The organism is Stenotrophomonas sp. GD03930 (genome assembly GCF_029839665.1).
In the GTDB taxonomy this organism is placed as follows: Bacteria; Pseudomonadota; Gammaproteobacteria; order Xanthomonadales; family Xanthomonadaceae; genus Stenotrophomonas; species Stenotrophomonas forensis.
Window position 1 is genome coordinate 524,370 of the sequence record NZ_JAOCAV010000003.1, and the last position, 15,191, is coordinate 539,560.

At 68.8% G+C, this 15,191-nt stretch carries 15 protein-coding genes; 8 read left to right on the forward strand and 7 right to left on the reverse strand.

The window, feature by feature from the left end:
- Positions 1 to 37: 37 nt before the first annotated feature.
- Positions 38 to 964, forward strand: coding sequence for a Grx4 family monothiol glutaredoxin (grxD, locus tag N5C18_RS18005; RefSeq protein ID WP_049455915.1), 927 nt, complete (start codon positions 38 to 40; stop codon positions 962 to 964).
- A 72-nt stretch (positions 965 to 1,036) separates the two neighbouring features.
- Here grxD and N5C18_RS18010 read toward each other — a convergent pair whose 3' ends face one another.
- Entirely contained in the window at positions 1,037 to 1,576 is a 540-nt protein-coding gene (locus N5C18_RS18010) for a DUF924 family protein (RefSeq protein WP_053509590.1), read from the reverse strand.
- 43 nt (positions 1,577 to 1,619) lie between these two features.
- Positions 1,620 to 2,396, reverse strand: coding sequence for an AMP nucleosidase (locus N5C18_RS18015; protein ID WP_005414446.1), 777 nt, complete (start codon positions 2,394 to 2,396; stop codon positions 1,620 to 1,622).
- Between the two features lie 159 nt (positions 2,397 to 2,555).
- Between N5C18_RS18015 and N5C18_RS18020 the strand changes: the two genes are divergently transcribed.
- The 5 genes from N5C18_RS18020 (at position 2,556) to N5C18_RS18040 (ending at position 7,354) form a co-directional block, all read left to right on the forward strand.
- Complete coding sequence (locus tag N5C18_RS18020; protein ID WP_279945301.1) at positions 2,556 to 3,965, forward strand: amidohydrolase family protein; 1,410 nt, start codon at positions 2,556 to 2,558, stop codon at positions 3,963 to 3,965.
- A complete protein-coding gene (locus N5C18_RS18025) occupies positions 3,965 to 5,248 on the forward strand; it encodes an amidohydrolase family protein (protein ID WP_279945303.1) in 1,284 nt (427 codons plus the stop codon). Before N5C18_RS18020 ends, N5C18_RS18025 begins: the two co-directional genes overlap by 1 nt.
- Before the next feature lie 20 nt (positions 5,249 to 5,268).
- A complete protein-coding gene (locus N5C18_RS18030; protein WP_053450760.1) occupies positions 5,269 to 5,901 on the forward strand; it encodes a 2-hydroxychromene-2-carboxylate isomerase in 633 nt (210 codons plus the stop codon).
- Between the two features lie 95 nt (positions 5,902 to 5,996).
- The gene (locus N5C18_RS18035) at positions 5,997 to 6,938 is read left to right on the forward strand and encodes a DegV family protein (RefSeq protein WP_133935536.1); all 942 of its coding nucleotides are present in this window, start codon (positions 5,997 to 5,999) and stop codon (positions 6,936 to 6,938) included.
- Between the two features lie 77 nt (positions 6,939 to 7,015).
- Positions 7,016 to 7,354: a hypothetical protein gene (locus tag N5C18_RS18040; protein WP_279945304.1), complete on the forward strand. Its 339-nt coding sequence runs from the start codon at positions 7,016 to 7,018 to the stop codon at positions 7,352 to 7,354.
- Positions 7,355 to 7,466: 112 nt separating this feature from the next.
- Here N5C18_RS18040 and N5C18_RS18045 read toward each other — a convergent pair whose 3' ends face one another.
- From N5C18_RS18045 to N5C18_RS18060, 4 genes are all read right to left on the reverse strand, one after another.
- A complete protein-coding gene (locus N5C18_RS18045; RefSeq protein ID WP_279945305.1) occupies positions 7,467 to 8,879 on the reverse strand; it encodes an efflux transporter outer membrane subunit in 1,413 nt (470 codons plus the stop codon).
- A complete protein-coding gene (locus N5C18_RS18050; protein WP_279945306.1) occupies positions 8,876 to 9,958 on the reverse strand; it encodes an HlyD family secretion protein in 1,083 nt (360 codons plus the stop codon). The genes N5C18_RS18045 and N5C18_RS18050 overlap by 4 nt, the downstream gene beginning before the upstream one ends.
- 23 nt (positions 9,959 to 9,981) lie before the next feature.
- Positions 9,982 to 11,496 carry an MFS transporter gene (locus N5C18_RS18055; RefSeq protein WP_279945308.1) on the reverse strand — a complete coding sequence of 505 codons (1,515 nt, stop codon included), beginning with the start codon at positions 11,494 to 11,496 and terminating at the stop codon, positions 9,982 to 9,984.
- A gap of 176 nt (positions 11,497 to 11,672) precedes the next feature.
- Positions 11,673 to 12,581, reverse strand: a complete 909-nt coding sequence (locus N5C18_RS18060; protein ID WP_049455908.1) for a LysR family transcriptional regulator — start codon at positions 12,579 to 12,581, stop codon at positions 11,673 to 11,675.
- A gap of 141 nt (positions 12,582 to 12,722) precedes the next feature.
- Here N5C18_RS18060 and N5C18_RS18065 point away from each other — a divergent pair, with 141 nt between their 5' ends.
- Both N5C18_RS18065 and N5C18_RS18070 read left to right on the forward strand, forming a co-directional pair.
- Positions 12,723 to 13,169: a universal stress protein gene (locus N5C18_RS18065; RefSeq protein ID WP_053450766.1), complete on the forward strand. Its 447-nt coding sequence runs from the start codon at positions 12,723 to 12,725 to the stop codon at positions 13,167 to 13,169.
- Between the two features lie 5 nt (positions 13,170 to 13,174).
- Positions 13,175 to 13,645 (forward strand): hypothetical protein, encoded by a 471-nt coding sequence (locus tag N5C18_RS18070; RefSeq protein WP_279945310.1) that lies wholly within the window; start codon positions 13,175 to 13,177, stop codon positions 13,643 to 13,645.
- A gap of 34 nt (positions 13,646 to 13,679) precedes the next feature.
- On the opposite strand, the gene N5C18_RS18075 is transcribed toward N5C18_RS18070, so the two are convergent.
- Positions 13,680 to 15,125, reverse strand: a complete 1,446-nt coding sequence (locus N5C18_RS18075; protein WP_053450768.1) for a GGDEF domain-containing protein — start codon at positions 15,123 to 15,125, stop codon at positions 13,680 to 13,682.
- Positions 15,126 to 15,191: the final 66 nt, after the last annotated feature.

Genomic DNA, 15,191 nt, shown 5'->3' on the forward strand with positions numbered 1-15,191 from the left:
AGAATTGATCATTCGAATTCCCGGAACCCCGACGTCCATGTCCCTCGATCCCGCCCTGCGTTCGCGCATCGAATCCATCCTCAACGACAACCGCGTCGTGCTGTTCATGAAGGGCCAGCCGTCGATGCCGCAGTGCGGTTTCTCGGCCAAGGCCGTGGGCGCCCTGCAGGACCTCGGCGTCGAGTTCGCCCACGTCAACGTGCTGGCCGACCAGGAAATCCGTGAAGGCATCAAGGCCTATGGCGACTGGCCGACCATCCCGCAGCTGTACATCGACGGCGAACTGGTCGGCGGCAGCGACATCGTGCTGCAGATGGCCGCCAGCGGCGAGCTGAGCAGCGTGCTGGGCCTGGCCGCGCCGGACCGCACCCCGCCGAGCATCACCGTGACCCCGGCTGCGGTGGAAATGCTGAAGGGCGCGCTGGCCGACGCCCCCGGCGCCGCGCTGCAGCTGACCATCGACGCCGGCTTCCAGCCGAACTTCCAACTGGCCCCGCACGACGAAGGCGCGATCGCCGCCGAGTCCAACGGCCTGCGCGTGCAGTTCGACCTGGCCAGCGCCCGTCGCGCCAACGGCATCACCATCGACTGGGTGGACGACATCCGCGGCAAGGGCCTGGCCATCGACAACCCGAACGCGCCCAAGCCGGTGCAGGAAATCAGCGTTCGCGATGCCGACGACCTGGTGCGCGCCGGCAACATCACCCTGGTGGACGTGCGCCCGGCTGACGAACGCGCCATCGCCGCCGTCGGCGTGCCGTTCAAGAGCTTCGACGGCAACGGCCGCGCCGCGCTGGAAGCCCTGCCGAAGGACACGGCGCTGGCGTTCATGTGCCACCACGGTGGCCGCAGCGCGCAGGCCGCCGAGCAGTTCCGTGCGCTGGGCTTCACCAAGGTGTTCAACGTCACCGGCGGCATCAACGCCTGGTCGGAAGACGTGGACAACGGCGTGCCGAAGTACTGATCGGCAGCGGTTGAAACCTACGAAAAACGCCGGCGAACGCCGGCGTTTTTTGCATCCACGCATGGCGTGGATCTACCCCGCAAACCCGCCTTCGGCCAGGTAGTCCAGCTCTTCCGGCGCCGGAATGCGGCCCAGTACCGCGTTGCGATGCGGGAAGCGGCCGAAACGGCGGATGATGTCGCGGTGCAGTTCGGCGTACTGCAGGTATTCCTTGTCACCCAGCACGTCGAACATCGCCACCGAACGGTCCTGGTCCAGTGGATCCTCGGAGTGCTCGAACGGCAGGTAGATGAAGGCGCGCAGCTTCGGCACCAGCTGCAGGTCCAGGCCTTCCTCGATGGCGCGCATCGCGTAGTGCCGGGCCAGGCCATCGGTAGCGTAGGAATGGGCGGTACCGCGGAAGCAGTTGCGCGGGAACTGGTCCAGCAGCAGCATCAGCGCCAGCGCGCCCTCGGCGCTGCCCAGCCAATGCTCGCGCGCGCGCGACGCCGCGGCGAAATGCTCATCCAGGAACAACCGGCGGAACTGCGCGTCGAACGCATCGTCGCGGGCGAACCACTTTTCCGGGCCCGCCTCTTTCCAGAATTCCACCACTTGCGCGGCAACGTCCATCACCTACTCCCCAGGGCCGGCGCGCCGCGCCAGGCCATCATCATCATTCGTCGAAGCGCAGGTGGCGGACCGACTTGCCGTTGCGCCGGATAAGCTTAAGCGCCTCGATGCCGATCTGGATATGGTTTTCCACGAACTGGGAGCTGACCTTGGCATCGGAGGCCTCGGTCTTGACCCCGTCGGGGATCATCGGCTGGTCCGACACCAGCAGCAGCGCGCCGCTGGGGATGTGGTTGGCGAAGCCGGCGGCGAACACCGTGGCCGTTTCCATGTCGATGGCCATGCAGCGCATCGCCCGCAGCCGCTCCTTGAAGGCCTCGTCGTGTTCCCAGACCCGGCGGTTGGTGGTGTAGACGGTGCCGGTCCAGTAGTCGTGGCCGAGGTCGCGGATCATGGTCGAGACCGCACGCTGCAGCGCGAACGCCGGCAGCGCCGGCACTTCCGGCGGCAGGTAGTCGCCCGAGGTGCCCTCGCCGCGGATCGCGGCGATCGGCAGCACCAGGTCGCCCAGCTGGTTCTTGCGCTTGAGCCCGCCGCACTTGCCCAGGAACAGCACCGCCTTGGGCATCACCGCCGACAGCAGGTCCATGATGATCGCGGCATTGGGGCTGCCCATGCCGAAGTTGATCATGGTGATGCCGTCGATGGTGGCACTGGCCATCGGCCGGTCCAGGCCGATGACGGGCGCGCCGGTCAGCTCGGAAAAGGTATGCAGGTAGCCGCCGAAGTTGGTCAGCAGGATGTGCTGGCCGAACTGGTCCAGGGGCACGCCGGTATAGCGCGGCAGCCAGTTGTCGACGATTTCCTGCTTGCTCTTCATGGGCCGGGGTCCGGGACGGCGGGGGACCGGCTATTTTCGGCCAGACCGGCGGTGCCGTCGAGCCGCCAGCGGCCGGCCTGTGAAGAAGGTCACTTGGCAAGCCCACCACGCCCCGGCTAGCGTCGGCGGTGGGACCAAGCCGCAAGCAAGGGGAACTGCATGGCATCGACGTTGTTGCGCGCCGGGGTGGCACTGGCGCTGCTTTCATTGAGTACGGCACCGGCGGTGGGCGCCTCGCGCTTCCTCGCCGATCCCTACCCCAGCACCTACCAGGCGCATCCCGATGCGCCGGTGCTGATCCAGAACGCCACCGTGCTGACCGGCACCGGCCAGCGCCTGGACAACGCCGACGTGCTGCTGCGCGAGGGCCGCATCGTAGCGGTCGGCCAGCGGCTGCAGGCCGACGCCGGCGTCACCCGCATCGATGCCCAGGGCAAGTGGGTCACGCCGGGACTGATCGACGTGCACTCGCACCTGGGCGTGTATCCCAGCCCGGGCGTCGGTGCGCACAGCGACGGCAACGAGATGACCGCGCCGGTCACCGCCAACGTCTGGGCCGAACACTCGGTGTGGCCGCAGGACCCGGGCTTCGCCACGGCGCTGGCCGGCGGCGTGACCAGCATGCAGGTGCTGCCCGGTTCGGCCAACCTGGTCGGTGGCCGCGGCGTGACCCTGAAGAACGTACCGGCGGTGACCTACCAGGCGATGAAGTTCCCCGGCGCGCCGTGGGGCCTGAAAATGGCCTGCGGCGAGAACCCCAAGCGGGTCTACGGCGAAGGCAAGGGCGTGGCCCCGGCCACGCGCATGGGCAACGTGGCCGGCTATCGTGCGGCCTTCATCGATGCCGCCGACTACATCGCCAAGAACAAGCCCAAGCCGGCCAAGCGCAAGGGCTGGTTCGGCAGCGACAAGGGCGACAGCGCCGGGGATGCCGGCGGCAAGCGCGACCTCAAGCTGGACACGCTGGCCGGCGCCATCCAGGGCGACATCCGCGTGCACATCCACTGCTACCGCGCCGACGAGATGGCCACCATGCTCGACCTGGCCAAGGAATTCGGCTTCAATGTGGCCGCGTTCCACCACGGCGTCGAGGCCTACAAGCTGGCTGACCGGCTGGCCGCCGATGGCGTCTGCGGCGCGCTGTGGGCCGACTGGTGGGGCTTCAAGATGGAGGCCTTCGACGGTATTCCGGAGAACATCGCGCTGGTCGACCGGCCGAAGAACAGCTGTGCCATCGTCCATTCCGATTCACCCGAAGGCATCCAGCGCCTCAACCAGGAAGCCGCCAAGGTGATGGCCTCGGCGCGACGTGCACGCATGCCGGAGATCACACCCGAGCACGCCATCACCTGGATGACCGCCAACGCCGCCAAGGCGCTGGGCATCGAGGGCCAGACCGGCACCCTGGAGGCCGGCAAGATGGCCGATGTGGTGGTGTGGAACGGCAATCCCTTCAGTTCCTACGCGCTGGCCGAGCAGGTCTTCATCGACGGCCGCCGCCTGTACGACCGCAGTGCGCCGGCGGCGACGCCGCGTTCCGATTTCCAGCTTGGCCAGGAGGTGCGCTGATGAGGGTGCTCAAGCAGTGGCTGCACTCTGCCGCGAAGGGCAGCCGGGCCTGGCTCGGCGCTACCGCCATGGTGCTGGCGTGCATCTCCGCATCCGCACAGGCGCAGGACCTGCTGGTGCGCAACGCCACGGTGCACACCGCCAGCGCACGCGGCAGCCTGCAGAACGCCGACGTGCTGGTGCAGGGCGGCATCATCCGTGCGGTGGACAACGGCCTGTCCGCGCCCGCTGGCGCAACCGTGGTCGAGGCCAGTGGCCGCCCGTTGACCCCTGCACTGTTCGGCGGCATCACCGAGACCGGCATCGAAGAAGTACTGGTCGAGAGGAGCACCGTCGACAGCGCACTGAAGATCGGCGAGCAACCGTTGCGGCCCGAGTTCGACGTGACCCTGGCCTACAACCCGGCCTCGGTGCTGATTCCGGTGACCCGGCTGGAAGGGATCGGCTTCACCGCGCTGGGGGCAACCCCCGGCGGCGGCTTCGTGGCCGGCCAGGGCGGCGTGATGCGGCTCGATGGCAGCATCGATCCGATCGGCCCGCGCGCCCTGTTCCTGCGCATCGGCGCAGCCGCCTCGGAATTGACCGGCCAGTCGCGCGCCGCGCAGTGGATGCTGCTGCAGCAGATGATCGACGAGGCGCGTGGCCAGGTGGCCGCAGACTCGCCGCATGCGTTGCTGACCCCGGCCGGCCGCCGCACGTTGAGCCGCTACCTGGCCGGCCAAGGCCGCATCGTGGTGGAAGTGGACCGTGCCGCCGACATCCGCCAGCTGCTGCGCTGGGCCGCCCGCGAGAAGGTGAAGATCGCCATCGCCGGGGCCAGCGAAGCGTGGCAGGTGGCGCCGGAACTGGCCGCTGCCCACGTGCCGGTGTTCGTTGATGTGCTGGCCAACCTGCCGGCCAGCTTCGACCAGATCGGGGCCACGCTGGAGAATGCGGCACGCCTGCAGCGCGCGGGCGTGGCGGTCTCCTTCGTGCAGCGCGGCGACGCCACCCACAACGCCCGCAAGATGCGCCAGCTGGCCGGCAATGCGGTCGCCCATGGCCTGCCCTGGGCCGACGGCCTGGCCGGCCTGACCCGAGTACCGGCACAGGCGTTCGGCGTGGCCGACCAGATCGGCAGCATCGAGCCCGGCAAGCGCGCCGACCTGGTGCTGTGGGAAGGCGACCCGCTGGACGTGGCGCACTATGCCGAACAGGTCTGGCTGGGCGGCCGCGCGATGCCGATGCGCTCGCGCCAGACCGAACTGCGCGACCGCTACCTGCAGCGCAACGCGCAGCCCTGACCGTACACGAGGAAATTCCAATGGCCACGCTGCGCTGGTACTTCGACTTCGTCTCGCCGTATTCCTACCTGCACTGGCAGAAGCTGAAGCAGCTGCCGCAGTTCGCGCAGATCCAGCCGGTGCCGATTGCCTTCGGTGCGGTGCTGCATCACCTGGGCAACCTCGGTCCGGCCGAGATTCCCGCCAAGCGTCGTTTCATCTACCGCCAGCTGCTGTGGACCGCGCAGGCCGAGGGTACGCCCCTGCGATTCCCGCCGGGCCATCCGTTCAACCCGTTGTCGGCGCTGCGCCTGTGCCTGGCCGCCGGCGCCAGCGCACAGGCGGTGGATGTGTTGTTCGACTGGATCTGGCGCGACGGCAACGCCGCCGACAGTGCCGATGCGCTGCGCGAGCCGGCCGCGCGGCTGGGCATCGAGGATGCCGACCGTGCCATCGCCGAGCCGGCGGTCAAGGAGCAGCTGCGGCGCAATACCGAGGCCGCGATTGCCGCGGGCGTGTTCGGGGTCCCCACCCTGGCCATCGACGACGAGCTGTTCTGGGGCAACGACGCGCACCCGTTGATGGCCGCCGTGCTGGCCGACCCAGGCCTGCTGCTGCAGCCCGAATGGCAGCGCCTGGCCAGCCTGCCGGTAGCGGTGCAGCGCAACCGCTGAACAGGGCGTGGCGCGTTTCCCTCGCGCGCCACGCCCGGTTTTGAGATAGATTTCACGTTTCCGAACCTACAACCGCCCTGGAGGGGGAGCCGCGGATGCGCATCGGAATCGTCGTCGACTCGGCCTGCGACCTGCCGCAGGACTTCATTGCCGCGCACAACATCGTGCTGCTGCCGATCACCGTACGGATCGGCGAAGCCGTGCTGGCCGATCATCGCGATGAGCAGGCCACGCTGAGCTTCCTGCACGCGCACGTGGCCGAGCATGGTGCGGAGGCGGAAACCATCCCGTTCAGCGTCAACCAGATCCGTGACCTGTTCCTGCAGCAGCTGGTGATCGATTACGACCACGTGTTCTGCATGACCATCACCAAGACCCGCAGCCCGATCCACGACAACGCGCTGCAGGCCAGCTTCGCCATCCTCAACGACTACAAGCCGGTGCGGCAGGCCGCGGGCTACAACTCGCCGTTCGCACTGCGCGTGCTCGACACCCAGAACCTGTTCGCCGCGCAGGCGGTGACCGCGGTGGAGGCGGTGCGCCTGCGCGACAGCAACGCCAGCGTGCAGCAGATCCGCGAGCGGCTGGAGGAACTGGCCGGCAACGTGCACGGCTACATGGTCACCCGCGACCTGTACTACATGCGCGCGCGTGCGCGGCACAAGGGCGACCGCAGCGTCGGCCTGCTCAGTGCCGCGCTGGGCAGCGCGCTGGACATCAAGCCGGTGCTGCACGGCTACCGCGGCGAGACCGGGCCGGTGGCCAAGATCAAGGGCTTCGACAACGCGGTGCAGAAGCTGTTCGCGGTGGTTGGCCAGCGCGTGCGTGCCGGCCTGATGACGCCGACCGTGTGTGTCAGCTACGGCGGTGAGCTGGACGAGCTGCGCAGCCTGCCCGGCTATGCACCGCTGAAAGAGGTCTGCGCCACCCATGGCGTGACCGTGTACGAATCGGTGATGAGCCTGACCGGCATGGTCAACGTCGGCAAGGGCGCGGTCACCGTGGGCTTTGCCGATGGGCCGCATCGGTTCGAATGAGCGCTGGCCACGGCCGGAATCTGCACATCGATTCCACCGCGACTGTGCCAGCCTTGCCGCACTTCAAGGAGAACTCCATGCCTGCGCAGTACCACATCAGCCTGCCCGACCCGTCCAAGGCCCGCGGCAACGACCCTGACCTGTCCTTCCATTCGCAGGGCGCCGCCGGTTTCGCCGAAGAGCTGCAGGACGCCCTGCGCAGCGGCACGCTGTTCGAGCGCTGGAAGGCCAAGCAGCCCGACCCGGATGCGGTGGAACCGCAGTGGGGCGCCACCGACCCGGACGCCACCGTGACCGGTGAGCAGAAAGACCTGCGCATCAACCTGGTGGCCACCACCCGCATCGACAGTGACGTGTTCAAGCAGCGCCTGCGCCTGCTGGCCGGTCATCACTGGGAACTGCGCGACGTGCGTTGAGGCCTGCCCCGGGTAGATGCCAACCTTGGTTGGCAACTACCGCGTCACACGGTAGTGCCGGCCGCTGGCCGGCAACTGCAGAATCCATGAAGATGCCGGCCAGCGGCCGGCATTACCAGCCACCGCCCAGCGCGCGGTACAGCTCCACCCGTGCAATCGCCGCGGTGGCCTGGCTGTTGGCCAGCGCAGCCTGGTTGTCCAGCGCGATGCGCTGGGTGGTCAGCACGTCCAGCATGTCGACCACGCCGGCCTGGTACTGCCGGCGCGCCGCACCCAGTGCGGTCTCGCTTTCGTCCACCGCCACATGCAGCTGCACGGTACGCTGCTGCTCGGCTGCGTAGCCATCAATGGCATCATCCACTTCATGCCAGGCCTGCAGCACGGTGCGACGGAACTGCAGCGCCGATTGCTGCTGCTGCAGCCGGCTCAATGCGAGGTTGGCCTTCAACCGCCCGCCCTGGAAGATCGGCAGACTGATCGCCGGCCCGATGCTGAACCGGTGCGCGTTCCAGCCGTCCAGGTCATCCAGCTGCCTGGCCTGGAAACCGGCATCGCCATTCAAGGTGATGCGCGGCAGGAAGCTGGCCTGAGCCACGCCGATGCCCGCCGTCGCCGCATGCAGTGCCGCTTCGGCACGGCGGATGTCCGGGCGACGTTCGGCCAGTTCGCTGGGCACGCCCACCGCCACCGTCGGCAACGCCGGCCAGTCACGGCGCGCGTCCTGCAGCTGTGCGTCCAGCGCCTGTGGCGGTTGTGCCAGCAGGAATGCCAGCGCATTGCGCAGCTGCGATTCGCGATGCTGTAGCGGCGCGATGCGCGCCTGCAGCGAGGCGACCTGCGCCGCTGCGCTGGACACCTGCAGCGTGCTGGCCACGCCCTGGCGCTGGCGCGCTTCGGTCAGGCGCTTGATGTCGTGGGCGATGCTCAGATTGTCCTCGGTGATCGCCCGCAACTGCCGCGTTGCACGCAGCTGCAGGTAATCACGCGCGGTTTCCGCCAGCAGCGCGATGCGCACCGCGTGTGCATCCTCCTCGGCCATCTGCACGCGTGCATCGGCGGCTTCCACCTGGCGGCGCACGCGGCCCCACAGGTCCAGCTCCCAGCTCAGGCCGATACCGGCCTGGAACAGCCCGTAGTCCTCGCGCCCGCCGTTGCCGGACGGATCGTTCAGGCCCACTTCGCTGTTGCGTGCACGCAGGCCGCTGGCGGTTGCGCTGACGCTGGGCAGACGGTCGGCCGCAGTGACACCGGGCGCGGCGCGACTCTGCTGCACGCGGTTGGCCGCCAACTGCAGGTCCAGGTTGGCCGCCAGCACCTGGCTGGCCAGCTGGCCCAGCAGCGGATCGTCGAAGCCGGCCCACCAGGCCGCGTCCTGGTCGATGGCGTTGCCGGCGACCGCCTCACCCTGCCAGTGGCTGGGCAGTTCGGCCTGCGGGCGTACGAAGTCCGGGCCCATCGTGCAGGCGGCCAGGGCCGTGCACAGGGTGGCCGCAACGAAGGTTCGGAACACGCTGCCAGCGCTCATGCGTCCTCCCCGTCCGTGCGGTCCTGCACGCGCTGCGCGCTCTGCACGCGCACGCGGCTGTCCAGGTCAACGCGGGCTTCCACCGACATGCCGGCGCGCAGCTGCTCCAGCAGTGGCTGGCCCGGCTCCAGCACGATCTTCACCGGAATGCGCTGCACCACCTTGGTGAAGTTGCCGGTGGCGTTTTCCGGCGCGATGGCGGCAAAGGTGACGCCAGTCGCCGGTGCGATGCTGTCGATGTGGCCACGCAGCGACTTGCCCGGGAACACGTCCACCTTCAGCTCCACCTGCTGGCCGGCCTGCATGCGGGTCATCTGCGTTTCCTGGAAGTTGGCGACCACGAATGCGCGCTTCAACGGCACCACGGCGGCCACCGGCGTTCCCGGGGTCAGGTAGGCGCCGGCGCGTACCGCACGGCGACCGACCATGCCGTCGATCGGCGCGCGCAGCACGGTGTGCGACAGATCCAGTTCGGCGCGCGCCTGCGCGGCTTCGGCGCGTTGTACCGCGGCCTGCGCGGCCTGCACACCGGCGGTCAGGATGTCGATGCGCTGGCGTGCGGTCGACAACGCGGCCTGGCCCTGCTGCAGGTGCGCACTGGCCACGGCCTGCTTCGATTGCGCCTGCTGCGCGTTCTGCACGGTGCCGGCGCCGTCGCGGGCCAGTTCGCGGTAGCGCTGCTGGTCGGCGCTGGCCAGGGTCAGTTCGGAGCGGCTGACATCGACACTGGCCCTGGCCTGTTCGATCAGCGAGCCCTGCTGGGCCAGTGCGGCCTGTGCATTGGCCAGCTGTGCACGCGCGTTGGCCAGGTCGGCACGCGCTGCCTGCAGGGCCACCTGGTAGTCGCGGTCGTCGATGCGCGCCAGCACGTCGCCGGCCTTCACGGGTTGGTTGTCGTCCACCTCGACGCTGCTGACGAAGCCGGCCACCTTCGGTGCGACTACGGTGAAATCCGCATTGACGTAGGCGTTGTCGGTGCGCTGGTAGCGCCCGTCGCGCAGCAGCAGCCAGCTGCCGGTCGCCAGGGCCAGCACGCCCAGCACAAGGCCGGTGTTGAGGGTTGTCTTGTTGAGGCTCATGGGGGAGTCCTTGCGGGTGAGGGTCAGGCCACGGCACGTGGCGGGTGGACACGGGTGGCCCACGGCAGCAGCGGCAGGCAGCCCAGGGCCACCAGCGCGACCAGCCAGTACAGGTCCGCCGAGGTGAGCGCCTGCACCTGGGCGTGCAGGCGTGCGGGCAGATCGGCGCTGGCGGGCAGCCACGGCTGGTTGCCCAGGTGGTCGACCAGCGCGGTGGAATGGAGGTGGCGCCGTGACTGTCCGACCGCATCAAGCACGCCACCGGCAAACACCGCCGAAAAGCCTTTGACGGTGTTGAACCAGGCCGAGGCATAGGGACCGTCCTGCGGCGCCAGCCCGGTGGTCGCCAGCAGCAGCAACGGCAGCACCGCCATCGGCTGTGCCACCACCTGCAGCAGTTGCACCCACAGGAAGGTGTCGCGGTTCCACTGCACATCCAGGTGTGCGCCCAGGAAGCACGCCGCCGCCAGCAGCAGCAGCCCGGCCGCCTGCACCCAGCGGCAGTCCACCGCACGCTGGTTCATCAGCGCAGCCACCAGCGGCAACGCAATGGCCTGCGGCAGCGCCACCCACAACAACATCGGCGCGGTCTGCAGCGGGCGGTAGCCCTGCACACTGGCGAGAAAGCCGGAGGGGATGGAGATGACCGCCAGCAGCACGAACAGCACGCCCACGCAGGTGACCAGCGAATAGCTGAGATTGCGATGGGCCAGCAGTTGCAGCTTGAAGAACGGCAGCGGGTGGAACCACTCGTTGATGAAGAACAACACCAGCAGGCCGGTGCCGCCGCCAAGCAGCACCGTGATCAGCGGCGAATCGAACCAGTTCAGGCGCGCGCCCTGGGTCAGGCCCAGCACCAGCATCACCAGTGCCGGCAACCCCAGGGCCAGGCCCACGCCGTTGAACTGGGCAAAGCGCTCCAGGCGCATCGGGTCCTGCGGCAGGCCCCAGCCGACCATCACCATGCCGGCCACGCAGAACGGCACGATCTGCCAGAACGCGAACTGCCAACCGGCGTGCTCGACCCACAGTGCGGCCAGCGGCGTGCCCATGCTCGGCCCGAACGTTGCGGTGAGCGCGTAGCCCGCCAGGCCATACAGCTTGATGCCCGGCGGCAGGAAGCGCAGCGCCACGCTCATCAGCAGCGGCGGCAGCGCACCGCCGGCCAGGCCCTGCAATGCGCGCAGCAGCAGGAACGTCGGCAGGTTCGGCGCCAGCGGGCACAGCACCCCCAGCACCATGAAGGCGGCGATCATCACCAGGCCGAAGCGGCGCAGCGAGAAGGTGGCTGCGCACCAGGGCGCGAAGGCCATCGCGCTGACCGACATGGCGCTGTAGATGCCGGTGATCCAGTTGCCGTCATCGGCACTGAACCCCATCCCACCGCGGATGTCGGCCAGCGCGACCTTGGTGACGTTCTCGTTGAAGCCCGACAGCAGCACCACCAGCAGCACGCCGCACAATCCGACCACGATGCGGCGATCGAACGCGGGGGCAAGCGGGGCGGCCGGGGCCTGTGGCACGGTGATCGCGCTCACGGGCGCGGGCCGATCCGTGCGGCGCACGGCAGGTGAAGCGACATGGCGTGCGCTCCGTGAATGTGGGGAGCGCAGTCTAGGCAGGCCCACTGCTGCGAAAAATGGCGTGGATGCGATGCCAGGCGTGCGCGGGACGCACGGGTTTGGGTGGGTGCCGACCGTTGGTCGGCACACGATTACACAGCGTCGGCGTCGCACATGCTCTTGATCGCACGGCGCAGCCAGCGGTGCGCCGGGTCGTTGTCCATGCGCGGGTGCCAGGCCTGCACCAGCGCCACCGTGCGTACCGGCACCGGCAACGGGAACATGCGCAGTGGCAGCCCCATGTAGGCGATGCGATCGAGCATCACGCTGGGCATCTGCGGCAGCACCAGGTCCGAGGCGGCTGCAGCAAAGATCGCGCCATGGAAGGTGGGGATGACCATCGCCACCCGCCGCTGCAGGCCCAGCTGTGCCAGTTCGTCGTCGATCGGCCCATGCGCGATGCCGCGCCGCGAGACGGCGATGTGGTCGCAGGCGGCAAACCGTTCGGCGGTGATATCGCCGTCGAACAGCGGATGATCCTTGCGCGCTGCGCCCAGCAGGGCCGTGGTGAACAGGTTCTGCACCTTGGTTTCCTGCGTATGCTTGCCGGCAGTGCTGATATACAGGTCGATCCGGCCCTGCACCATCGCGTCATCGTCGGTATCGCCTTCGGGCATGAACCGCAGCGTGCAGCCTGGCGCGTGCTCGCGGAACACGTCCCGCAGGCGGCCGCCGTAGCTGCCGATGAACACGTCGTTGGCGCGGATGCTGAAGGTACGTTCCAGGGTCTGGATGTCCACCTCGCGCCCTTCGTTGAACACCCGATGGGCCTGCTCGATCACGTCGCGCACCTGCTCGCGCAGTTCCAGCGCGCGTGGGGTCGGCGCCAGGCCGCGGCCGGCGCGTACCAGCACCGGGTCGCCCAGCGCGTCGCGGATCCGCCCCAGGGTGCGGCTCATGGCCGGCGCGCTCAGATTCATGCGCCGAGCCGCTCCGGCGACGCTGCCTTCGTCCAGCAGGATATCCAGGGCCAGCAGCAGGTTGAGATCGGGCAAGGGCATGGCAGTCTCCAATAAATGGAGTGACTCTACGACACTCCAAGTAAAAGTCGATTGCATTCCATGCACGTATTGCCTGCGCCGCACGGCATGGGTGCGCGCGGTGACATCGGCCACCATCCCCAACCTGCCAAGGAGACATCCATGTTCAATACCCTGCTGGTCGCCCTGGACGGCGGCCCCCAGCACGCGCGCGTGCTGGACCTCGCCGCGGCCATCGCCGGCCCGCGTAGTCGCCTGCACCTGCTGTGCGTGCTCGATCCCGAATTCGCGCTGGCCGCCGATGCCAGCGAAGCCGACCGCATCGAGTATCCGGAAGCCGCCCGCCAGCGCTCGCGCGCCGAAGCGGTGCTGGCCGAAGCCCTGGCCGAACTGCGCGAACGCGGCGTCGATGCCATCGCGCAGATTCCCTCCGGCGACCCCGGCGAAGTCATCAGCGAACAGGCCAAGCGCCTGAAGTGCGATCTGATCGTGATCGGCCACCGCCACCTGTCCCGCCTGCAACGCCTGTTCGAACCGTCGATCGGGCAATGGACCATCGACCACGCGCCCTGTCCCGTGCTGGTGGAAACCCGCGACCCCCAACCCTAGCTGCCATGGCCTCCCGTTCCCCCTTGTTTCCTACCCGCGTCAACTACCGGGCATTCGGCCGCCAGTTGGGTCGTGGTGAACAGGCGCTGCTGGCGGCAATACGCCAACTGCGCGAGCCCGACCTGCGGGCCGATGGGCTGGCCGGGTTGAGCGACCTCGGCCTTGATCCCGAGGGCTGCGACACGTTCATCAATCTGCTGCCGCTGCTGGCCACGCCTGCCGCGCCGATAGATCTGCTGCGGTCCGGCTCGCCGTTCATCGCCGCCAGCGAACTGGACCTGCTGGTCTGCCTGCTGCGTATTGCACAGTGGCGGCACGCACGCCCCCGCGACGATGACACGCTGGCGCCGTTGCGCCGGCAACTGGCATGCTGTGCATTCGTGGTGCACGCGGCGAAGCTGCCGCTGCGGCAGCGCTCGTTGTCACCGGTCGGGCTCCGCCTGCTCGATCCGGCCGGCTGGCTGCGGCAGCGATGATCCGCACGCGCAGGCACCACGGGAACCATGGCCTTCAGCAATCCATCGTGCCGTGCGTGCTGCCTTCGTCATCCAGCACATGCGCGTGCAGCACCACCTGGTTGCGGCCGGCCCGCTTGGCGGCATACAGGCCGGCATCGGCGTCCGCCAGCAACTGATCGGCACTGGCCAGGGCCGGTGGATGCAGGTAGCCCACGCCGATGCTGATACTGACCGACCCTTCCGGCAGCGGCAGGGCCTCCACCGCCTCGCGCAGCCGTTCGGCCAGCGCCAGCACGCCCGACAGCGCGCTTCCAGGCACGATCACCGCGAACTCCTCGCCGCCATAGCGCGCCACGCTGTCGCCGGCGCGGCCGGCGATGGCCTTCAACACCGCGGCCACGGCCTGCAGGCAGCGATCGCCAGCCGGATGGCCGTGCTGGTCGTTGAAGGCCTTGAAATGGTCGATGTCCACCAGCAGCAGGCCCAGCGGGCTGCCACTGCGCCGTGCGCGGTTCCACTCCGCCAGCAGCAGCGCGTCGAACTCGCGGCGGTTGGCAACCCCGGTCAGGCCATCCTGGCGCGCCAGCTGGTCCAGGCCGGCCTGGCGTTCCATCAGGTCGGTCTGCAGCAGGATGCTGCGCAGGCCGAAGCCCAGCGTGGCCACCACGAAGCCACTGACCGCCAGCGGTCGCGCGTGGTCGACCACCAGCGTGCCCACCACCAGCAGCAGCAACGGCAGGATCATCGGCCCTGCAGCCTGCACGGTGCGCGCCAGCCGTGGATGCGGCGCCGAGCCCGGTACCGGCGCCCGGCTCAGCGCCAGCAACGCCAGCAGCAGGAACGGCAGGTCGATCAGCAGATCGTTGTAGGCACCGAAGGAATCGCCGGAGGTGTAGTGGTTGATGTAGTAGGCCACCAGCAGGTACGCCAGCGCGTACAGCGCCAGCACCCGGAAGAAGCCGCGCCGCTCGGGCACATCACCGGCCAGCCAGCGCACCACCGCGAACCCGGCGATGCACAGGTTCTGGATATCGAACATGCGCTGCATGCTGGCCATCGCCGAATCGTCGATATCGATACGGGCGGCGAACGATTGCGTATGCACGAAGAACAGCACGCCCAGCAGCGCCGCCATCGCGGCGTCGATCAGGCTGATGCTCAGGCGCTCACGGCGCGCGCGGGCCAGGATGAACACCAGCGGGACGCCATACAGCACGTACAGGAACAGGCTGGCCTGCGGCGTGATATCGGCGCGGCCGGCGCCGAGTGCATCGATCATGTTGAAGGCCATGCCGCCGGCCCACAGCAGCAGCGCCAGCGCCGTGGCACGCCAGCCAAGCGCGGCACGGTCGCGGCGCGCCCGCCACAGGCAGGCCATCGCCGCCAGCAGCGGCGCACCGGTCAGGAAAACGAAGGAGCCCACGCCGGTCGCCCCCGGCCACAGGGCCACGACCAAGCCATGGCACAGCACGTACAGCAGCGCCAGCACTACCGGCATGCCTCCCCCGATCCGCAAGGCCGTATGCGCGCACGATAGCGCGGCGTCGCGCCACGATGGCGTGAT